The following is a 20,052-nucleotide window of genomic DNA, read 5'->3' as shown; positions in this document are numbered from 1 at the left end:
GTTGTTACTGCGTTTGTTCTGTAACAGCCATTTTTCTTTCTGAATTTTCCGAAATGAGAAGGAGTGGATCAAATTGGCACTGACAAACAATCAAGCTGTACTGGACTGGATCGACGAAATGGCCGCCATGACGCAGCCTGAGCATATCGTATGGATCGACGGAAGCGATACCCAGCTGGAGGAGCTGCGGGCCCAGGCCTGCGTCACCGGTGAACTGGAGAAGCTGAATCAGGATAAGCTGCCCGGCTGCTATCTTCACCGCACCGCCGCCAACGACGTGGCTCGTGTGGAGGACCGCACCTTCATCTGCTGCAGAAAACAGGAGGACGCCGGTCCTACCAACAACTGGATGGACCCGGAGGAAATGTACGCCAGGCTGAGGAGACTGTATACCGGAGCCATGAAGGACCGCACCATGTACGTCATTCCCTACTCCATGGGTGTGGTTGGCTCTCCCTTCGCCAAATACGGTATCGAGCTGACCGACTCTATTTACGTGGTGCTCAATATGGCCATCATGACCCGAGTAGGTCGGGCTGCGGCCCACCGGCTGGAGGATGATTTCGTCAAGGGCCTCCACGCCACTGCAGACAACGATCCTGAGAAGCGCTACATCGTCCACTTCCCCGAGGACAACACCATCATGTCCGTCAACTCCGGCTACGGCGGCAATGTACTGCTGGGCAAGAAGTGCTTTGCCCTGCGCATCGCCTCCTATCTGGGCAGAAATCAGGGCTGGATGGCCGAGCACATGCTGATCCTGGGCGTGGAGAATCCCCAGGGCGAGGTGCGTTACCTGGCCGCCGCCTTTCCCTCTGCCTGCGGTAAGACCAACCTGGCCATGCTCATTCCTCCGGAGCACTACCGGAAGAGGGGATGGAAGGTGTGGTGCGTGGGCGATGACATCGCCTGGCTGCGGGTTGGTCCCGACGGCCGTCTGTGGGCCATGAACCCGGAGTACGGCTTCTTCGGCGTGGCCCCCGGCACCAACGAAAAATCCAACCCCAACGCACTGCAGGCCACCCGGAAGGACACCATCTTCACCAATGTGGCGCATAACTTGGACGACAACACCGTGTGGTGGGAGGGGCTGGATAAGAATCCGCCCGCCAACGCTGTGGACTGGAGGGGCCGTCCCTGGGACGGAAGGACTTCCACCGAGAAGGGTGCGCACCCCAACAGCCGGTTCACCGCTCCCGCCAAGAACTGCCCCTGTATCTCTCCCGAGTTTGAAAATCCCGCCGGCGTTCCCATCTCCGCGCTGGTATTCGGCGGCCGCCGGGCCAAAACCGCTCCTCTGGTGTACCAGAGCCGGGATTGGGAACACGGTGTGTTCGTGGGCTCCATTATGGCCTCTGAGACAACCGCTGCCGCCACCGGAGACGTGGGCGTGGTGCGCCGGGATCCTATGGCTATGCTTCCCTTCTGTGGATACCACATGGCCGACTACTGGCGGCACTGGCTGGATATGGGCAAAGTGCTGGGCGACAAGGCCCCCAAGATCTTCAACGTCAACTGGTTCCGCACCGACGACGCGGGGCACTTTCTGTGGCCGGGCTTCGGCGACAACCTGCGGGTGCTGGAGTGGATCATGCATCGTTGTTTCGATGAGATCGAGGCAGTGGATACTCCCATCGGCTTTGAGCCCAAGCCCGAGGATATTGATCTGGAGGGTTCCGGTGTGAGCCTGGAAACTCTTAAGAGCCTGCTCTCTGTGGATACCACCCTCTGGAAGGAGGAAGCCAAAGAAATCAGTGCGTTTTATCAGAAATTTGAGCCTAGGGTTCCAGCTCCCCTTCTGGAACAGTTAAATACACTGAAGAATCTTTTATGAGTAAAGCATGGTGCTTTGCTTATTGTAGTGGAGATTTTGAGAGGAACCATTTTGCTGACCCACACGCTGACCCACACGGGGAAACGAGCGGGCGGAAACAGTGGACACAAGAGTGCCGGAGAGCATGGCTCTCCGGACGGAAAGGGGCACAAAATATCCCGAAAGTAGGAGTCCTCATTCTCCCAATCAGTTGGTAAAAAAGCGGCGGAACCGAAGCTTGAACTTCGGTTCCGCCGCTTTTAGGAAATGAGAGGAGGCAGAGGGTGTTTACCACATGACGATACCGTTCCACTGGGCCAGCTTACCGGGGCGCTCCCAGGCATATTCCCGGAATTGGCCAGAACAGGGGGTGCCCTTACAGACCCAGATTCGTTTATCCGTGGCGTCCATAATGATGCAGCCAAGGGTGCTGATCCTGTCCAACTCCTTCTTGCGCTCGTCACCATGACGGCATACGCAGAAGGGGAACCCAAAGTGATCCTGGAATGCGGTAATGATATCCTGGCGGGTAATTGAGCCAACCTTGGGAAGCAAGTGCGTCAGAATCCGACGGTCACGATAGAGCGTGCCGCCCAGGGAATCTACCTGATATCCCTGTTTTGGATGCTTGAGGTGGTTGCTGTGGGCGATCAGGCCGTTTTCCGGATAGAGAACCATCTGGCCCTGCTCCACCTTCTCGAACCCCATGGCGTCACCGCCGACATAGGCGGCCACATAATACATGGGGAGCATGGATTCTGCGCCAAAGATCTGATTGACAGCGTCAACATAGCGATCCTGCTCCAGGAATTTTCTCCGAATGAATACGGAGGGCACTCCGAACACTTTGGTGTTGTAGGTTTTGTGCAGGCTGTTTACACCCAGCGCAATACCGGCCTGATTGAGACCGTAGCGGGCCAACTGACCGGCTTCGGTGACAATCATCATGTCCGCTCCGTCCTCTTTCAGAACCTGCAGAATAATGGTGCCATATTCCTGCCAGGTATAGGTATCCCAGTTCTGAGCCAGGACAGTGTGCTGATCTGCCATGGCGTCGGGGAGGACAGCCACACTGGAACAGCCGTCCAGCTCTTCCTCATCAAAGGCGGGGCGCTGAATCAGGGTCATGGCCTCAGAGCGGGAATTCAACGTCAGCAGATCGTCGAAGCTGACGCCAGCTCCCTCCGCCATACCCTCCAGCTCTTCTAGAAGTTCAGGGGAGTAGGCGCGGATAAAGGGTAGGAAGGACTGAGAAATCGTCCGGGCGCTGTCCCAGCTTACAGCGGCGTGTCCGCTGTTGAAAAACGTGATATAGCGATCAAGTACACCGTGGATCAACTCTTTGCACTGTCTGCCGTAATCCAACCCGCGCTCCCGGTTGGTAGCGCCGTGAATGGTAAAGAGGGGCATAAAGCTCATGATATATCTCCTTATCTTTAGCTGACAAACATGTTGACTCCGGGACCAAGGGGCAGCTTGAATATCCAGAATACAGCAAGAATAATCAGCTCTGTGATCATTGTGGCGATGGCGTAAGGCATACAGCCGGCGAACACGGTGCCCATACCGGGCTTCTTGTCTTTGTCAGTGTTGTACTTGATCAGCAGACCTACGATGAGCGCCACGTCGGAAGAGATGGGGGCGATGGCGTTGGTGGAGGAGTCGCCGATACGGTAGGCCACAGTGGTCAGGGCGGGGCTAAAGCCGATGGCATAGAACATGGGGATGAGGATGGGAGCCAGAATCATCCACTTGGAGGAGCCGGAGGTCATAAACAGGTTCAGGAAGGTGGAGAAGAACACGATAAAGACCAGTAGACCGAACCCGTTGATGCCGGAGCCCTTAATCCACTCCGCTCCGGCGGCACCTAGGACAGTGGGGATGTTGGAGGCGTTGAACAGATAAATAAATACGGAAGCAGGCAGAGCGATGACCATAAAGTTGACCATGGAGCTGATGCTGCCGGCCAGGAATTTGGGTACGTCATTCCAGTTGGCGATGCTCTTGGTGGTACGGCCATAAACAATGGCGGTGATCAGGAAGAACAGGAACAACAGGGTCAGTACGCTCTTAAGCAGGGGAGAGTTGGGAACGATGCTGCCGTCATCCGCCCGGAAGAAGGAGTTCTGGGGAATGCAGGCGATCACGATCAGAGCGATGTAGATAATGGCAGCAATACCGGCGTTGCGCAGACCTTTGTGCTCAATGGGAGTGAGCTCCCGGTCGGAGCCTTCCATCTGCACCAGGCTCAGATCCTTGGGCTCGCCAATGAAGCCACGGACAAACTTGGTGGTGACAAAGGTGTAGACAAAAGTCAGTGCGATGGCGCAAGCGCCCATGAAGAACCAGTTCTGTAGCACGTGTACCGTGGAAGTGTCAATTCCCAGAGAGGAGCAGACAGATTCGTTGATGCCGCTGAGCAGCACGTCCAGGTTGCCCACGAACACGTTGGCGGACATACCGGCGTTGCCGGCGGCATAGGCCAGGATGATGCCAAGCCAGGGGTTATAGCCCATGGATGCAAACACCGCAGCGGCCACAGCGGTACAGCCCAGGATACCGGCGTTGGAGGCGGTATTGGCGTTGATGGCGATGAAAGAGACGATGGCAAATACGAAAGCAGGACGGACACCGGCGATGGTGCGTTTAATAAAGGCGCCAAACAGGCCCACCTGCTCGGCAAGACCGATGGACAGCATCAGCAGACCCATCATCATCATGGGGGAGAAGTTATAGTAGATGCTGTACATATTTTCCGTAACATAAGTAATGGTCTCTTTATTCAGCAGATTCTTTACGGTTGCCGTAACCATCTCCTCCGAGCTGCCGGAACTGGAGGCGCTCTGATAGGAAACCGATACTCCGGCAAAAATGACGGAGAGAACGATTGCAACGACGATCAGGATACTGAAGAGATAAAAGGGGTGTGGAAGTTTGTTTCCTATGACCTCTACGCCATTAATAAAGCGGAAAAATAGACTCTTTTTTTCCTTTTGTGCCGAGCCCATACTCCAATCTCCTTTCTTTTTACGTGGTGCGACTGCTTCCTCTCTAACCTTTTTGATACACGGTCTCGCCGCCCAAAACGGTCTGCAAGACCTGAATATCCTTGATTTCCTCTGCCGGGCAGGTCATATAGTCCCGGTCAATCAAAATGAAATCAGCCAGTTTTCCCGGCTCAATGCTGCCCTTCAACCGCTCTTCAAAGCCTGCATATGCACCCCAGGTGGTATAAGAGCGAAGGGCTTCCTCTCTTGTCATAGCCTCTTCTGGATACCAGCCGCCCTCGGGTTCGCCGTGCTCATCCTTGCGGGTAACAGCGCAGTACATGCTCAGGAAGGGATTATAGCTTTCCACGGGGGAGTCCGTGCCATTGGGAACCACATTGCCCTGGTCAATTAGGGTGCGCCAGGCGTAAGCTCCCTTGATCCGCTGAGATCCCAGACGGTCATCCGCCACTTTTTTGTCTGTGCGCAGGAATACGGTCTGATGAGTAGGAATGACGCCCAACTGCTTGAAGCGGGGAATGTCCTCCTGGGAGAGAATCTGCGCGTGCTCGATACGCAGACGGGCATCGGTATTGGGAATTTCCTGGAGCAGCCGCTCATAAATGTTCAGGCACTGCCGGTTGGCGGCGTCGCCTATGGCGTGAACCCAGATCTGGAATCCGGCTTTATGGGCCTCATACAGGATGGTATACAACTGCTCGTCTGTCCACTTGCCGTTTCCCTTGTGGCCGGACTGATCGTTATAATCTTCCAACATCCACGCGCTGCGGGCACCCAAAGAGCCGTCACCGGAGATCTTGTAGGAACGGGCCGTCAGCCGGTTTCCATACATGCCGATGCGGAGACCCTTTTTGAAAAACTCCAGGGAGCCGTCAGTCAGTTCCTGATAGTTAGGACGGCCCACCACACGCATGCTGGCGTAGATGCGCAGCTTCAGTTCCTCGCGCTGGTAGAGTTCCTCCCAGGCTTGGATCCATTCCTCTGCAGTTCCGGCGTCGTGTACAGTAGTCAGGCCGGCAGCAAAGAAGCCTTCCTGTGCCAAAAGGACGATACGTTGAAGCTGCTCCTTGTTATACGGTGGAATAGCTTTGTTAAAGGGGTCCTGAGCTTGATCCGTGACCACCCCCAGCAGAGTGCCGTCTGGTTTGCGCAGATATTCTCCGCCGATCGGATCGGGGGTATCGTCGTGAATTCTAACCACCTCAAAGGCTTTGCTGTTAACCCAGGCGGCATGTCCACAGGCCCGCTTCAGATAGACAGGGGCGTCTGGCGCAACAGCATCCAGTTCTTCTTTGGAGGGGAAAGAGGCGTCTGGCCACTCGTCATTCAGCCAGCCACGACCCACAATCCATTCTCCAGGTTTGGCTTGCTCATAGGCCTTACCCACTGCTGCAATAATGTCCTCACGTTGCATGCCTACAATATTGAGCTCCATTTTCATAGCACCGGTATTGTTGATATGAAGGTGGGAGTCAATCAGACCGGGAAGTACGGTTTTTCCCTTCAGATCCACCAGCTTGGTTTTAGGGGTGCACAGGGCGCGAATTTCATCGTCTGATCCAGCAGCCACAAAGCGATCTCCCGACGTGCAAAAAGCTGAGACAACGGTAAAGCCGGGATCCATGGTGTAAACTTTCCCATTTATGTAGGCGACATCTGGCTTCCTCATAGGTTTGCTCCTTTCAAAATGTGGGGATAAAAGGGGAGGTGTGCGTTTTTGTTGACAAGAATTTGGATTATGCATATAATTATCCTGCCAATAGGATACGGAAAAATATGCAATACGTCCAATGCTTTTTGGATATAATGATTATGACTACTTTGTTATAGGGTTTGTTTAAACATAATGAAAGAACAAAATTAAAAGGCTTTGGGAGATGATTGTTTGGATTTCAACAAGGTTCATTACATGATGATGGTAGCGGAATTCAAGAGTTTTTCAAAAGCCGCTGAGAAATGTTTTATCTCCCAGCCAGCCCTGACCCGATGCATTAAAAATATGGAGGAAGAACTGGGCGTAAAGCTGTTCGATCGATCCTGTTCACCCATCCGATTGACCTATGCCGGGGAGCGATATCTGGCGGGAATGAGAAAAATCTTGTCCATGAAAGCCAAGCTGGATCAAGAGATGGAGGAGATCGCGGCCGATAAAAAGGATCGGTTGATCTTGGGGATGCCCTCTACCCGCTGTCACACCTGGCTGCCCCGGATATTGCCGGCCTATCATGAGGAAAATCCCGGGATTGAAGTGCAACTTGTGGAAGGAAACGGGTTGAGCCTGGAGCAGATGCTGCGAAAAGAGGCTATTGATATCTTTTTCGTCTGCACACTGCCGATCTTGACAGAAGGTCTGGAATTTGTTCCCCTGTGTGACGAAGAGATGACGGAAGTGGTCAGCCGGGAAAGCGTAATTTTTAAGGGAATTGAACTTCCGCCCAACCAACACGGGGTTTTGCAGTACGTACCGGCAGGATTGTTGGAACAGCTTCCATTTTTTTCTGCTACTCCGTCACAGGGGACATACTACCTTTCCCGACGGCTGTTTGAGACTTATAAGATTCAACCGGAGATTTCTATGGAAGTAATCAACACAACCACAGCCTATCGCCTGGCGCATCAAGGTAAGGGCTTTGCATTGGCGCCGGTGTCTATAACCTATGAGGAGCAGTTTACGCCGGAGCCCATTTTTTGCTCTATGGAAGAAACGCCCACCGTGCGCAAGATGGGACTTCTGTATAAGAGAGGCAAAACGATGTCGCAGGCTACCCATAAATTTATTGAAGTAGCCATGCGCGAGATGCCTAAATTTGTTCAGGAGAATATTCCTCACTTTGAAGTGAGGCACGACATTGATTATTCTAAAATTCTCTGAAGATTTTATACAGAGGCATCATGCTGGCATCCAACATCAGCAGGGCGGAATATCGAAGGATTTATGGCGACGGAACCTGCTATCTTTGCCCTTTGGATGGGGAGGAATAGGAGTGATCCGTTGAGACAAGTGTGTCCACGAACAGACGAATCTGTTCCAGTTGATGATAGTAAGAGCTGTGGTAGAGCAAAAAGGTGTCTCGTGTCAGCGGTGTGCCATCGGAAAAATAGAGATTCCGAATAAAACCGTCAAAACCATCCAGGCAGGTGCGGGGCAGAATACTCCAACCCATTCCCAAAAGAGCGAGTTCTTTGCAGCTGTCAATGTGGTTGATGGAATATTTCGCGTTGTAAAAAGGAATTTCCCGCTCCAGTGTCCAACGTTCGATCTGAGAGAGAGAGGCCCGATCATCTGTATGGTAAAAGATGAAGGGGTAGGAGTGGAGAGGACGGTCGGCGTTTTCATAACTGCAGGCCAGACACAACGGTTCTGAGGCCAGGGAAAGTCGCCCATCGCCCCAGGCGCGCTCCCCACGGAGAATAGCGACACAGTCTTCTCGCTGTAAAAATTGCTGATAGAGGACACCGCTGCGCCCCACCGTAACAGAAATGCTGACCAGTGGATAGGCGGTGCAGTAGTTTTTCAAAGCCAGTGGCAACCGGTGATAGGAATAGGAATTGGAACAGAGAATAGAGAGTGCGCCACCCACCAGCCCTTGCCGATTGTTGATGCAGCTTACCATTTCTTGCTGGGTGCGAAGCAGATCTCTGCAGTAGGGAAGCACCTGCTCACCAATGGCGGTAAAGGTGACGCCCTTTTTGTGGCGGGTCAGGATGGAGCATCCCAGTTCATCTTCAATCCGCTGAATCCGCTTGGTCAGTGCAGGTTGGGATAGATAATATTTCTGGGCCACTTTGGTGATGCTTTTTAGTTCATTGAGATCCAGTAATATTTGATAGTCTTGGCTGTCCACATTGCTCTCTCCTTAAGCTCCAGAGATTGGAGCGGCGTTTGAATAGGAACCGTCTGCCACAGGGGCAAAACATCCGTTGTTGTGGGTAAAGTGCCATGGAATCTTTTTATGAAGGATCATAAGAAAAAATAATGCAAAATTATTTCGTGCACATAGCGATTAAAACCGACAAATAAAATGAAACTTTTACATTTTTATTGAGGAGATAGCGTGTGCCCTCCCAAAATGGCCCGACTTGCATCGCAAGTGGCTTTCCATTAGACTAAAGTCAAGAAATGTGCGGCCGCACATCAATGGAAGGTTAAGGGAGCGGGTTAGCGTGGTACGATTACTGATTACTCTGGCGGTAGGGGTCGCAGTGGGACTTCTTTTCTTCAAACTAAAAGTACCTGGCGGCATGATGGTAGGCGCCTTGGTAGGGGTGACAGCACTGAATATCGGAACGGGCTTATCCTATATGCCACCTGAAGCCAGAATGGCGGCTCAAATTACCGCCGGAGCTTTTATAGGGGCCACCGTGGAAAAAAGCGATCTAAAGCGGATGCCCTACCTGTTCAAACCGGCTGCACTGCTACTGGGAAGTATGTTTGTGCTGAACATGGTCATGGGGGTAGTGATCCACACGTTAAGCGGTGTAGATTGGCTAACTGCTTTCTTCTGCGCGGTACCAGGCGGGATGAGCGATGTGCCCATCATTGCAGCAGATATGGGTGCCAACGCTGGCGATGTAGCGGTAGCGCAGTTTATGCGGTTGGTAGCGGGCATTGGTATTTTTCCCTCTATCATTATGCGGGTAACCCGGGACGAGCCTGCGGAGGAGCGATCAGGAGCGGCGCGGGTCATTGCAAAGGACAGCAGTTGGAAGCTGGTTGTATTGACGATGGTAGTGGCAGTGGTGTGCGGAGTGATCGGGAAAAAATCCGGAATACCGGTAGGAACGCTGCTGTTTGCTATGCTTGGCGTGATCGCACTTAAGTTGATCTTTGGGCGGGCGTCCATTCCCATGTGGCTCAAGCGCGTAGCTCAGGTACTTTCCGGTGCGTATATCGGCGCCAGTTTGGGACTGGAAGATCTGCTGGGCATGCGTGTATTGATTATCCCTGTTTTGCTGCTGGTACTGGTCTATGCGTGCAATTGTTTCCTGCTGGGTGGAGTATTGCACCGCTTTTGCGGTTTCACCCGGCGGGAGTCCATGCTGATTGCCACACCTGCAGGCGCCAGCGATATGGCCCTTATTTCCAGCGATCTGGACATTCACAATCCTGACTTGATTGTGCTGCAGATCGTACGCATGGTACTGGTAATCTCTATATTTCCGCAGATTATCCACGTTTTGGCGGGGATATTGGGATAACTTTTGCGGAGCAGAGGTGGAACGCGATTATGAAGAGCCTGCCCGATCTGCTGGATACCGGCAGGTCGCCCTATCAGATTATTTTATTTCTGGCATGGCCCACCATTATTGAGCAGTTGCTTCAGACTGCGGTTAACTATGTAGATATTGCAATGGTCGGCACGGTGGGTATTGACGCAACGGCGGCCATTGGAGTGAGTCAGTCTACCGTTTGGATGATCAACGGGCTGTTGATGGCCATTTCGCTGGGCTTTGCGGCCATTGTGGGGCGTAGTATTGGAGAAGGAAACCTGGAAAAAGCCCGCTGTGTTATTCGGCAGGCAGTTTTGTCTGTCTTTGTGGTAGGTGCCATACTGACATTGGCGGCGGTGGCGGTATTGGGGCCCAATCTGGCCCGGTGGATGGGTGCAGATCAACAGGTAATTCCGCTTTCCCAGCAATATTACACCACCATTGGCAGCGCCTATCTGTTTCAGGCGGCGCTGGTCATATGTGCCAATTTGCTGCGGGTTTCCGGGGATACAAGAACCCCCATGTTCTTCAATATTCTGACCAATCTGATCAACATCTGCGGCAACTTTCTGCTGATTTATCCCACGCGGCAACTTCAAATTCTGGGTATGAATGTGACCATGCCCGGAGCCGGTCTCGGCGTATGGGGTGCGGCAATTGCGACGACGCTGGGGATTGCCTTTTCCGGTACCTGTATGCTGATAACCCTGTTCCGAACCCGGAGTGAACTGGCAATTCGGCTCCGAGATGATTATCGGCCGAGCCGGATAATTATCCAGCAGGCAGCCAGGTTGGCTTTTCCCACGGCGGTGGAGCGGGTTACCATTTCCTCCGGGCAAATCGTAATGACCGCTTTGATTACCAGTGCCGGAACTGCCGCACTGTCTGCCAATCAACTGGCCAACACGGGAGAGTCGCTGTGCTACCTGCCTATGTTCGGCTTTGCCACTGCGGGAACTACGCTGGTGTCACAGGCATTGGGTGCCAAGCGGGAAGAACAGGCAATCCGGTATGGGACAGGCTGTGTCAAGTTGGCGGTGCTGTCCATTACCCTGTTGAGCATTGGTATGTTTCTGTTTGCTCCCCAGATCATGGGGGTATTTACTCGGGATGAACAGGTCATTGCTATGGGTGCTACGGTTCTGCGGATCGAAGCCTTTGCAGAGCCATTCCAGGCAATTGGAACTGTTTTGGCGGGGGTGCTGCGGGGAGCCGGTGATACGAAATGGCCCTTCTATGTCTCTCTCATCGGCATGTGGGGTGTTCGGGTTTCCGTGGCGCTGATTTTACTGCACGGCTTTGATCTGGGGCTGAACGCGGTGTGGATCGCGATGGCCATGGACTGGGTGGCACGGGCCTCGATATCCATGGTGCGGTTCTATCGGAAAAAATGGCTCTATGCCTGGGCTGGCCTGAGAAAATAAAAACTGCAGCCTCGGACGGGTAAATCCGTCCGAGGCTGTCTGCTTTTATGTGAAAGCTCTTTTCGATCAGTGCTCGTCCGGTAGCATCAAAGTATATACGACTTTTGCGGCGTCTTGTAGATTCTGGATGGAAACCCGCTCTCCGGTGGTATGCTCGTATTCCATGCCGCAGGCCAGAACTGCGGTTTCAATGCCGTGGGCGTTGAAATGGTTTCCATCAGTCCCGCCGCCGGTATAGGTCAGCCATGGGTCACAACCTACCTGCCTGCATGCCTGCATCATACGCTGGACATGGGGATGGTTTTCCGGCAGAGAATAGCTGCGGTAGCTGTGGTGAAGCCGGTATTCCAGCCGCGCGCCAAAGGTATCGCAGGCGGCCTGCAGACAGGAGACCATATGGGCAGCCTGGGCTTCCAGCTTTTCCTGGTTCTTGCTGCGGGTCTCAGCGGCAAAGACCACATGATCCTGCACCACGTTTGTCTCCCCCACGCAGGAGAGTGTGCCGATGTTGGCAGTGGTCTCCTCATCAATGCGCTGCAGCTTCATGTTGCTTACCGCCACGGCTGCGGCCTGGATTGCACTGACGCCCTTCTCCGGATCAGAGCCGGCATGGGCCCGCTTACCGTAAATATCTGCATAAATCCGGATTTGACCTGGTGCGCTGGAGACGATTTTTCCTACATCGTTGCTGGCGTCCAGAACCACGCCGTATTTGGCTTTCAGACGGCTGTAGTCCACATTTGCCGAGCCGTTCAGCCCACCCTCTTCCCGAATGGTAAAGAGAATATCAATGGGGCGGTGGGGAACCCCGCTCTCCAGCAAGGCACGCAGAGCTTCCATAATAGCGGCGACTCCTGACTTGTCATCAGCCCCCAAAACAGTGGTGCCATCGCTGTAGATGTAGCCGTCTCTAATCTGTGGGCGGATTCCCTTTCCCGGCGTCACAGTATCCATATGGGAACTGAACAGAATACAGTCACTGGAGGGATCCCCGTCAATATGGCAATAGACGTTGGCACCGTCGGAGTCAGCAGCTTTTCCCGCCTCATCGGTTGTCACTGCAAGGCCGAGTGCCTTCAGATCCGCCACAAGCCGGGCGGTCATTTCATGCTCATGGTGTGTTTCACTGTCAATTTGGACGTAGTCCAGAAATGTTTCGACCACACGTTTGCCGTCGATCATGATAACCCCGCCTTTTTGTCAGATTTGAGATATTTCATTTGAATCTTATAATAATTCAATCGGACTCGTCAAGACAGAGGGCACGCTATGCATAGATTGCATAGAATCTATGCTGGAAAATTATATGGTTTCTACTTGGTGCTACGTAAATAGAGAGCATCAGGGACGCAGTGTACAGTTGGGACAATCCGGTTTGCGGGCCATGCATACAGCCCGGCCATGGAGCACCACCCAATGGCAGAAGTCGTTGGATTCCTCTGGAGGGAGAACCTGGCGCAGCTGCTGTTCCACTTTCACCAGGATCCATGGTGCCGCTGGTAAGCCCCAGACGGCCGGTAATCCGAATGCAGTGGTGTCTGCCACCACACTCCAGGCTTATAATATACGTTGCCCAGGATCAGGTAGGCGGTCTTTCTGCCTACATCAGGCAGCTTTAAAAGATCCTCCATCGTGTCGGGCACTTTGCCGTCATACTGCTCCAATATCATCTGGGCGGCCGCTACAATGTCTCTGGCTTTGGCCCGGAAAAGCCGGTGGAGTGGATATAGGTCTCTACTTTGTTTATATCGGCCTGAGCCAGAGATTCCAGAGTGGGAAAACGAGCGTAGAGGGCAGGCGTCTCCTGGTTGACCCGCTCGTCCGTACACTGGGTGGCCAGACGAACGGAAAATAATAATTCATAGGGCTTGGGGTAAGGCAGGGAACACAGAGCGTCGGGATAAAGACGCTTGAGCTCCTCTACAATAGCCAAGACCTCCTTTTCGGTTTTCACATTATCATGTATAATAAAAACAATCTCGATGTGAGCATTCTGATTTTGTTTTAGCGGTTTGGGACGGAAACCCTAGTGGCACTGGCATGACAGTAAACTATGCTCATTTCTAAATAAGGTGGTATGGACATTGAATCCGAATACTTTTTCAATCAGTTTTGGTTAGCCTAAAGATTTGCTACATCGAAGTATATTTATTATTATATTATTTTTTGCAAACAATCAGCTCTAATAGTATTGATTAAATCCGAATAGATGGTGTATTGTTTTCTGGCTCTATACTATCAGTGATACTGCAATGCTTATAGGAGGTATCACGATGGGACTTGAGTCCATTGGAAAAAACATACGAAAGTTCCGTCATCATCGAGAACTGCGCCAAGAGGATCTGGCGGAGGCTACTGGGCTAAGTATTAATTATATTGGAGCGATTGAACGTGGAGAGAAGATACCAGCTCTCGAAACGTTCATAGACATATGCAACGCCTTGTCTGCCACTTCAGATATGGTTTTGTGTGATGTACTTCATGAGGGTTATCGGACCAAGGATTCCAAACTGGAAGAGCAGATGGAAAATATATCTGCCGAAGATCGAAAAAGGATTATTGACGTTGTTGAGGTCTTGCTCAAGCAAGCGAACTATGTTGTTTAAAGGGACAGCGGTAGGTTAACCGCTGTTCTTTTTCACTGTTTTTTGACCATACATATAGAAACAAGGATCTTATACTATTTTGCGGGCGGGAAGCGGTGGGGTTCAGCCACACACTGGTACAGTACAGCACCGCATTTCCGACAGATGAGATACTTCAAACGGTTACCAAGCATTCCATGAAACTTGAAGGTTACCAGAGCATCACCGTGCTGCCAGCCCTCACCGATATCTTCGGATCCACAATACTGACATTTTGTAACAGGCAGTTGTGCCATGGCTTATTCTCCTTTCACTATTGTTATAGTTCGCAAACACACAATACTGGAATGTGCGCCAAAAGTCTAGAGAAATAGACGATTCAAAAGTGAGAAGGAACTGGTTGAATACGGAGGGAGGGACCACTCATACGATTAAGGAATACAGGTTGGATGTGTTTCCGCCATTTTCTCTGAACCTGGCCCGCTTCTTGATTTTTCCCCGCCGGATCAGTTCGCTCATTGCCCGCTTGACCGAGGAGCGGGAAAGGCACAGGTCTTTAGCAATGGTATTGATAGCGTACCAGCTTTCGCCCTTCTGGTTGGCACGGTCGTGGAGATAAAGCAGCACCAGTTTTGCTTTGCTGCTCAGCTCAGCGTCTCCATAAATGTCATTAAAATAACTCATGTTTTCCCCTTTCTGATCCGGTAGTCCTTCTGTTGTATGTTTTGTTCCATAACTGGAAATTCTGGTAGAACTGCATGTAAGAATTCCTTTTTGTCTGCATAGTACACCTTCCGGGCAGCCTTTTCCGAAACCTGGTATGGCTTTCCAAAGGTGATGCCCCATTCCAGGAACAACCGCAGCCGGGTGCGCATAGGGTGGGTGCCGGTTTTCATGACGATGAAGTGACCTTTTGGAAGTGATTTGAGCTCGTCCGGCGTCATGAGGGGACGTTGGATCATCTGCAAAGACTGCCCGGACTCGCTCTTGCCTCTGGAGATGGTTCCGCTCATAACCGTGCGGTTGCCAAGGGCTTTGGACAGCGCCTCGGCGGTTTTGCTGTTGGGGGCAAAGCCGCCGAAGATGGTGTCCTGCACGTTGTCTTGGATGATCTCCGCACCCTCTTTTCCGTAGTTCTTCTCCAGCTGTGCCAGGGACTGAATGATGGGCACCAGGGTGAGCCGTCGGGAGCGGCCGGCGGAGAAGAGGGGCAGGATGTCAAAGGTGGGCATCGTACCCAACTCGTCGCAGAAAAACACCACCCGGTTCTGCAGCTTTCCGTTGTGCTCGTCCGCCACGGAGAACAGCTCCCGGCTCAGTGTCTGGATCATCAGCCCGGCCATGAAGTTCTTGGTGGTGTCCTCCTCGGGCAGGATTAGAAAAATGGCGGACTTTTGGGAGGCAAAACTCTCTGCGTCCATGGCGCTGTCAAAGCACAGCACCTGCTCCAGCTCGCTGTCCAGGAAGGTGTTGAGCCGGGCCAGGACGGTGGACATGACGGAGGCCATGGACTGTTCCGCGGCGTTAAGGGCGGAACCAGAGAACCACTTGGCCTTGTGTTCCTCCGGCAGGTGGTCCATGAGGAATTGAAACTCGTTTCTCCCCGGCACCATGCTGGGAGCCAGCAGTTCCTGCACCAGCTTGAACACGGATACGATGTGCCTCCGTTCCCGGAGTGCTCCGTCGATCTCCTTGGGTGGAAGGTATTCGGCCAGCAGCAGGATGATCGCGGTGAGTACGCCCTCGGCGGCGTCGTAGAAATACTGGTTCTGGGCAAAGCTCTCCCCCTCGGGATTGATGATGGTCTTGGATAAAATCTTGGCGTACTTCTCGGACCTGGCCCGGGCTGCCAGATTGTCCGGCTTCTGTCGGCACACGTCCATGTAGTGGTTGATGAGGGTGAGCAGGTTGTAGCCATCCGAGCGGGTGGGGTTGCGCAGATCCACCACCGCCACCTGGTAGCCGTAGTATTTGGTGGCAATGGCGCCGTAGTTTCTGGCCAGATCTCCCTTGGTATCCAGAGCCAGAAAGCTCATGCCGCTGGCACAGGCATATTCCATGTTGGGGTACAGAAAGTAGGCCGTCTTGCCCACGCCGGAGGCGCCGATCATCAGGCAGTGGATGTCGTCACAATCCACCAGAGCGGCCAGCCTGTCCTTTTTCCCAACACAGCCCAGCACCAGGCCCTGGGCCTCTGGGAGCTGCTCTCCCTTTCTCCACAGGGCCGGCCGGAAGGGTATCCGCCGGTAGCTCTTGCGGATCTCCTTCTCGGTGGCCCAGCGGGCAGTTCCGTACTGGCCGTCACCCACCGTCTTGTTCTTGATGCTGTTCAGGCTGCCCCGGTTGGAGAGGGCAGCTATCGCAACCAGAGCTCCAAATACCAGTGCCAGCAGTCCAATCAGCATCCAGTTTTCGTCTATCATGGTTCGGTCTCCTTTCTCGTTCTCTGTATTTGAGCCCTCTTCTAGTGTGACCTTCTGGGTGGTCCACGGTGAACCGACCCCCGGTCCAGGAGAATGGCATACTTCTCCCTTGGCGGAGGCTGTCATGGTTCCGGCTCATAAGCTCTGAACCGCAGTCATGGCCGGGGATGATGTAAGCGCACCAGACACCAGGTCTTCGTTCCAGTCTTTATATACGGGAAGGAGGATACCGCTGTGGTATCCTCCTTCCTGCAATTCTATCTGGAGCCGCTTTGCGGCGGACTGTCCCGGCCCGTCGTTATCCAGACAGAGCACCACGTCCCGCAGGTGCTGATTCTGCTCCAGCATCCAATGCATGGCCTGCCCTCCGGTGCCGCACAGGGCTACATAGCTGTGGGCCTGCCAGTCATCCGGGTACAGGGTCAGAAACGACAGCATGTCGATGGGCGCCTCAAACACATAGAGCAGGTTGTCTCTCCCCACATGGTGGAAGCTGTACTGGGGGCGGCTGCCCTCCACATTGACCTTGAAGGACTTGCCCCAGCTATTGGTGCTCCGCTTGTGGGCATGTCGGGGGACGCCACCCTCGTCTGTGCCCACAAAGACACAGTTGTGGTACTGGGTATCCTCATAGAGCAGGCCCTTCCTGGCAAAGTGGGTGATGATGGCGCCGTCGATCTGCCGCTGCTTCATGAGGTAGGCGTACACCCGGCGCATATTCTGGTGGTACGGGGGCAGCGCAAAGGGCTTGGGCGGCTCCATTTCCCGGTTGCCGATGTTAGCGCCGGGAGATCGAGACCATATTTTGTCGGGAGTATTTAACCAATTTTTGTCGGCGAACCCCAGAGCTAGTAGAATAAACAAAAAGAGTGCCAACAACCCAGCACTCATAGATTAGTTATTCTTTCGTTACNTGTTAGCGCCGGGAGATCGAGACCATATTTTGTCGGGAGTATTTAACCAATTTTTGTCGGCGAACCCCAGAGCTAGTAGAATAAACAAAAAGAGTGCCAACAACCCAGCACTCATAGATTAGTTATTCTTTCGTTACTGCCGGCTCAACTGTAGGTACCCTGCCAGTTTGCAGTGAGACGGTCTCCAGTTTCTTTCCGCGGAAACTTTCACCACGCAGCTTAAACACAGTGGCATCGTCAAAGATGCGGTCCAGCGTACACAGCAAGGTAGCGTCTTCCTCGAAATCCTCACGCCAGAGAGCCGGATTCTTGTTACTGGTGAAGATCATATTGAAACTGCCTTCCTTGTTGTAGCGCCGGTCAATCAGGTCAAAGAACAGCCTGGTATTCTCCTTGTCAAAGGCACAGTGGCCAATCTCGTCAATAATCAGGCAAGAAGGGCGCACAAGACCATTTAGGCAGGAATCAGTCTTTCCAGAACGTCGGGCTGCTGTGAATCTGTCACGGAGTTCAGATGCCTTAATGAAATAGGTTTTCAACCCGTGCTGGCAGCAGGCGTATCCGAAAGCCTGAGCCAAATGCGTTTTGCCTGTGCCTGCCGGGCCAATAAAGGCCAGGTTGCGGTGAGAGTAGATAGCGTTCAAGGAGGACAAAACCTTCAGGCGTTCCACATCTTTCCCTTTGAGCAACGAAAAGTCAAAATTCTCAAAGGTCTTGGGTGCTTTTGTGGGTAGACGACTCATCTTCAATAAGGTCTGAATGGTGGTCTGCTGTTTCTTTTCGCTAAGATAGCCGAGCAGCATCTGTACCGCCTCCATTCCCGCTTCCGAGAATTCCCGGTCTTCTGCGAACAGCGCGAATTCCTCAGCGGAAAGATCCAGCTTCAAAACAGAAGCAGCGGACGCCACCTGCTCAAAGATTGTTTCTTTCATACCTGGTCCTCCTTGTCAAAATCGAATTTGGCAAAGGATAGATCCTGAGAGGGTTTTGGTAACTGAAAAATCTGCGTTTGTACAGGCGCTGTGGGAAATTCTTCTGGCTGTGCCAAGGATTCGTACTGTCCCTCACAGAAACTGTCGGTGCGGCTCCAGGTAACGGTATGTGTAGCCAGCAGTACCTTCAGATCAGCAGAATAGATGCGCAACAAATCACCGTTGCGCTCTACTCTCGCTGTTGCACCAGGATAGCTGTAGGGTACACCGAAACGCCTGCCCTCGTAATTTACAAAGCCATCAAAGGAGATTTTTCTTTCCGGACAGAGATAGAATCGGATGGCATCCTCCGGAACCATACGCAGTTGTTCTCCGCATACAGTTTCGTGAATCTTTTGAGGCGCACCATCCACAGTACGGCGGTATGTTTCGTTCTGTTTGTTGCACCATTCCAGTGCCTGCCAATTCAGGTCTGTAAGATCGCAGAATACTCGGTCAGCCAGGAAATTGTCTTTCACAAAGCGAACCAACCGCTCCACCTTGCCCTTGGTAAAGGGATGCCGTGGCTTGCAAAGTTTTGTCTCGAAGGCCAGGGCTTGCATAAAGGTTTCGTAGTCTTTCTGCCAGACTGGATGTCCCTCCAGATCCCGGTGCAGCACGACACTCTTCATATTGTCGGTTAATACAAATCTCGGAACCCCCATGTACTGGAAAGCATGGATCATCCCAATAAACAGGTTTTCCTGCCGGGCGTTGGGGAAGAACTCAATATACCGCTGGCCACAGTGGTGACAAATCATGGCAAAGCAGGCAACGCGGTAGGTCCGACTGTTGTAATCCAAGACATCCGTGAATCCCCAGTCCATCTGGTAGGCTTCACCGGGCTTTGTGACGTACCGGCGGCCACGATTTCCCTGCGGCGCAACCAACTGGCGTTTGGCCGGAATGAGGTCCTTGTGAGCGGCAATATACTCTTTTACAATGGTCGCCCCTCCTTCAAAACCAGCCTGTTTCAAACGCTCCAATACGACAGAGGAATTCTTAACGCCTTGGCGCAGCAAGCTGTCCAACAGGCCAGTATAACCGCTGAGTTTTGTGACCCTATGTCTACTGCCTTTAGTGCTGCGAGGCAAGTCTTGAAAGCCGTTTCTCTTGAGTCTGCGCAGTCTGCTACGAGATACGCCGGTTCGTCGTTCTAACTCCGCTAAGTTGATGCGTTCCAAAGAAAAGGAGTCTCCCTGTTTTGCCTTCATTTCTTCTATGGCTTGTGCTATACTTGGTGCAAAGCCATTACCATTTTGCTCTTTCATCGCTTTTCCTTTCCGCTGGGTTGTTGGCACTTTCCAGTGTACAGGATTTAAAAGAGCATCGGTAGTGGCTTTATCTTTTCCGACTAGGTATGGCTGCGAACTCCCGACACTTGAAGGTTAGTTTCGCCCGACCCGAATACCGACAACAGGATAGGTGCCTTTCAGCAGGAACTCCATAGCCTCCTGGTAGGACATGCCGTAGTAGTGTTGGACAAAGCTGACTGCATGTCCGCCCTGGCGGCTGTCGTGGTCATACCACTCGCTGCCCCGGACGGTAATGCTGTGGTCGTTCTCCAGACGATACTCCCGCCCGGAGCGGAGCAGCTTTTCGCCGTGCTGCCGCAGCAGCTCCACCAGATCCACGGTGTTGGCCCGCTCCTTCTGCTCGTCGGTAAAGTGAATGTAGGTTCCCATATTTCCCTCCTGAAAACA

Annotated in this window: 16 protein-coding genes and 1 pseudogene; 5 read left to right on the top strand and 12 right to left on the bottom strand. The window is 52.8% G+C overall.

The features are described 5' to 3' along the window. Nucleotides 1-67: 67 nt before the first annotated feature. A complete protein-coding gene (locus E0E41_RS06575; RefSeq protein WP_302466828.1) occupies nt 68-1,834 on the top strand; it encodes a phosphoenolpyruvate carboxykinase (GTP) in 1,767 nt (588 codons plus the stop codon). Between the two features lie 267 nt (nt 1,835-2,101). Here the strand turns inward: E0E41_RS06575 and E0E41_RS06570 are convergent, their stop codons facing one another. From E0E41_RS06570 to E0E41_RS06560, 3 genes are read right to left on the bottom strand one after another with little or no spacing between them, the layout of a single operon-like run. Next, nucleotides 2,102-3,232: a C45 family autoproteolytic acyltransferase/hydolase gene (locus E0E41_RS06570; RefSeq protein WP_130869258.1), complete on the bottom strand. Its 1,131-nt coding sequence runs from the start codon at nt 3,230-3,232 to the stop codon at nt 2,102-2,104. Nucleotides 3,233-3,249: 17 nt separating this feature from the next. Beyond that, nucleotides 3,250-4,821: an AbgT family transporter gene (locus E0E41_RS06565; RefSeq protein WP_130869257.1), complete on the bottom strand. Its 1,572-nt coding sequence runs from the start codon at nt 4,819-4,821 to the stop codon at nt 3,250-3,252. A 43-nt stretch (nt 4,822-4,864) separates the two neighbouring features. Further along, nucleotides 4,865-6,490 carry an amidohydrolase gene (locus E0E41_RS06560; protein WP_165450516.1) on the bottom strand — a complete coding sequence of 542 codons (1,626 nt, stop codon included), beginning with the start codon at nt 6,488-6,490 and terminating at the stop codon, nt 4,865-4,867. A gap of 216 nt (nt 6,491-6,706) precedes the next feature. Between E0E41_RS06560 and E0E41_RS06555 the strand changes: the two genes are divergently transcribed. Next, nucleotides 6,707-7,693, top strand: coding sequence for a LysR family transcriptional regulator (locus E0E41_RS06555; protein ID WP_130869255.1), 987 nt, complete (start codon nt 6,707-6,709; stop codon nt 7,691-7,693). Between the two features lie 79 nt (nt 7,694-7,772). Here E0E41_RS06555 and E0E41_RS06550 read toward each other — a convergent pair whose 3' ends face one another. After that, the gene (locus E0E41_RS06550; RefSeq protein ID WP_130869254.1) at nt 7,773-8,666 is read right to left on the bottom strand and encodes a LysR family transcriptional regulator; all 894 of its coding nucleotides are present in this window, start codon (nt 8,664-8,666) and stop codon (nt 7,773-7,775) included. Nucleotides 8,667-8,985: 319 nt separating this feature from the next. Here E0E41_RS06550 and E0E41_RS06545 point away from each other — a divergent pair, with 319 nt between their 5' ends. After that, nucleotides 8,986-10,020: an AbrB family transcriptional regulator gene (locus tag E0E41_RS06545; protein WP_130869253.1), complete on the top strand. Its 1,035-nt coding sequence runs from the start codon at nt 8,986-8,988 to the stop codon at nt 10,018-10,020. Nucleotides 10,021-10,049: 29 nt separating this feature from the next. Further along, nucleotides 10,050-11,456, top strand: a complete 1,407-nt coding sequence (locus E0E41_RS06540; RefSeq protein WP_130869252.1) for an MATE family efflux transporter — start codon at nt 10,050-10,052, stop codon at nt 11,454-11,456. 66 nt (nt 11,457-11,522) lie between these two features. Here E0E41_RS06540 and E0E41_RS06535 read toward each other — a convergent pair whose 3' ends face one another. Then, nucleotides 11,523-12,638, bottom strand: a complete 1,116-nt coding sequence (locus tag E0E41_RS06535; RefSeq protein ID WP_130869251.1) for a M20/M25/M40 family metallo-hydrolase — start codon at nt 12,636-12,638, stop codon at nt 11,523-11,525. A gap of 159 nt (nt 12,639-12,797) precedes the next feature. Then, a pseudogene (locus E0E41_RS06530) lies at nt 12,798-13,410 on the bottom strand (endonuclease III domain-containing protein). A 319-nt stretch (nt 13,411-13,729) separates the two neighbouring features. Between E0E41_RS06530 and E0E41_RS06525 the strand changes: the two are divergent. Then, nucleotides 13,730-14,062 carry a helix-turn-helix domain-containing protein gene (locus E0E41_RS06525; RefSeq protein WP_130869250.1) on the top strand — a complete coding sequence of 111 codons (333 nt, stop codon included), beginning with the start codon at nt 13,730-13,732 and terminating at the stop codon, nt 14,060-14,062. A 402-nt stretch (nt 14,063-14,464) separates the two neighbouring features. Here the strand turns inward: E0E41_RS06525 and E0E41_RS06515 are convergent, their stop codons facing one another. The 6 genes from E0E41_RS06515 to E0E41_RS06490 all read right to left on the bottom strand — a co-directional run bounded on the left by E0E41_RS06515 (nt 14,465) and on the right by E0E41_RS06490 (nt 20,034). Next, entirely contained in the window at nt 14,465-14,725 is a 261-nt protein-coding gene (locus E0E41_RS06515; protein ID WP_130869248.1) for a helix-turn-helix domain-containing protein, read from the bottom strand. Beyond that, nucleotides 14,722-16,464 carry a type IV secretory system conjugative DNA transfer family protein gene (locus E0E41_RS06510; protein WP_130869247.1) on the bottom strand — a complete coding sequence of 581 codons (1,743 nt, stop codon included), beginning with the start codon at nt 16,462-16,464 and terminating at the stop codon, nt 14,722-14,724. Before E0E41_RS06510 ends, E0E41_RS06515 begins: the two co-directional genes overlap by 4 nt. Nucleotides 16,465-16,599: 135 nt before the next feature. Then, the gene (locus tag E0E41_RS06505) at nt 16,600-17,226 is read right to left on the bottom strand and encodes a DUF3991 and toprim domain-containing protein (RefSeq protein WP_130869246.1); all 627 of its coding nucleotides are present in this window, start codon (nt 17,224-17,226) and stop codon (nt 16,600-16,602) included. Between the two features lie 274 nt (nt 17,227-17,500). Then, nucleotides 17,501-18,310: an ATP-binding protein gene (locus E0E41_RS06500; protein WP_087296494.1), complete on the bottom strand. Its 810-nt coding sequence runs from the start codon at nt 18,308-18,310 to the stop codon at nt 17,501-17,503. Beyond that, a complete protein-coding gene (gene istA / locus E0E41_RS06495) occupies nt 18,307-19,620 on the bottom strand; it encodes an IS21 family transposase (protein ID WP_130869038.1) in 1,314 nt (437 codons plus the stop codon). The genes E0E41_RS06500 and istA overlap by 4 nt, the downstream gene beginning before the upstream one ends. A gap of 117 nt (nt 19,621-19,737) precedes the next feature. Beyond that, on the bottom strand, nt 19,738-20,034 hold the full coding sequence (locus tag E0E41_RS06490; RefSeq protein ID WP_207303202.1) for a hypothetical protein: 297 nt from the start codon (nt 20,032-20,034) through the stop codon (nt 19,738-19,740). Nucleotides 20,035-20,052 lie beyond the last annotated feature (18 nt).

Source organism: Intestinimonas massiliensis (ex Afouda et al. 2020) (assembly GCF_900626285.1).
GTDB lineage: Bacteria > Bacillota > Clostridia > Oscillospirales > Oscillospiraceae > Flavonifractor > Flavonifractor massiliensis_A.
The sequence above is the reverse complement of the archived record's forward strand: the minus strand, read 5'-3'. Positions and strand labels throughout refer to the sequence as shown.

What these genes read in the sequence shown, in the direction of transcription:
- E0E41_RS06570 (WP_130869258.1), bottom strand. Translation starts at nt 3,232, where the DNA reads ATGAGCTTTATGCCCCTCTTTACCATTCACGGCGCTACCAACCGGGAG.
- E0E41_RS06565 (WP_130869257.1), bottom strand. Translation starts at nt 4,821, where the DNA reads ATGGGCTCGGCACAAAAGGAAAAAAAGAGTCTATTTTTCCGCTTTATT.
- E0E41_RS06560 (WP_165450516.1), bottom strand. Translation starts at nt 6,490, where the DNA reads ATGAGGAAGCCAGATGTCGCCTACATAAATGGGAAAGTTTACACCATG.
- E0E41_RS06540 (WP_130869252.1), top strand. Translation starts at nt 10,050, where the DNA reads ATGAAGAGCCTGCCCGATCTGCTGGATACCGGCAGGTCGCCCTATCAG.
- E0E41_RS06535 (WP_130869251.1), bottom strand. Translation starts at nt 12,638, where the DNA reads ATGATCGACGGCAAACGTGTGGTCGAAACATTTCTGGACTACGTCCAA.
- E0E41_RS06525 (WP_130869250.1), top strand. Translation starts at nt 13,730, where the DNA reads ATGGGACTTGAGTCCATTGGAAAAAACATACGAAAGTTCCGTCATCAT.
- E0E41_RS06515 (WP_130869248.1), bottom strand. Translation starts at nt 14,725, where the DNA reads ATGAGTTATTTTAATGACATTTATGGAGACGCTGAGCTGAGCAGCAAA.
- E0E41_RS06510 (WP_130869247.1), bottom strand. Translation starts at nt 16,464, where the DNA reads ATGATAGACGAAAACTGGATGCTGATTGGACTGCTGGCACTGGTATTT.
- E0E41_RS06505 (WP_130869246.1), bottom strand. Translation starts at nt 17,226, where the DNA reads ATGGAGCCGCCCAAGCCCTTTGCGCTGCCCCCGTACCACCAGAATATG.
- E0E41_RS06500 (WP_087296494.1), bottom strand. Translation starts at nt 18,310, where the DNA reads ATGAAAGAAACAATCTTTGAGCAGGTGGCGTCCGCTGCTTCTGTTTTG.
- istA (WP_130869038.1), bottom strand. Translation starts at nt 19,620, where the DNA reads ATGAAAGAGCAAAATGGTAATGGCTTTGCACCAAGTATAGCACAAGCC.
- E0E41_RS06490 (WP_207303202.1), bottom strand. Translation starts at nt 20,034, where the DNA reads ATGGGAACCTACATTCACTTTACCGACGAGCAGAAGGAGCGGGCCAAC.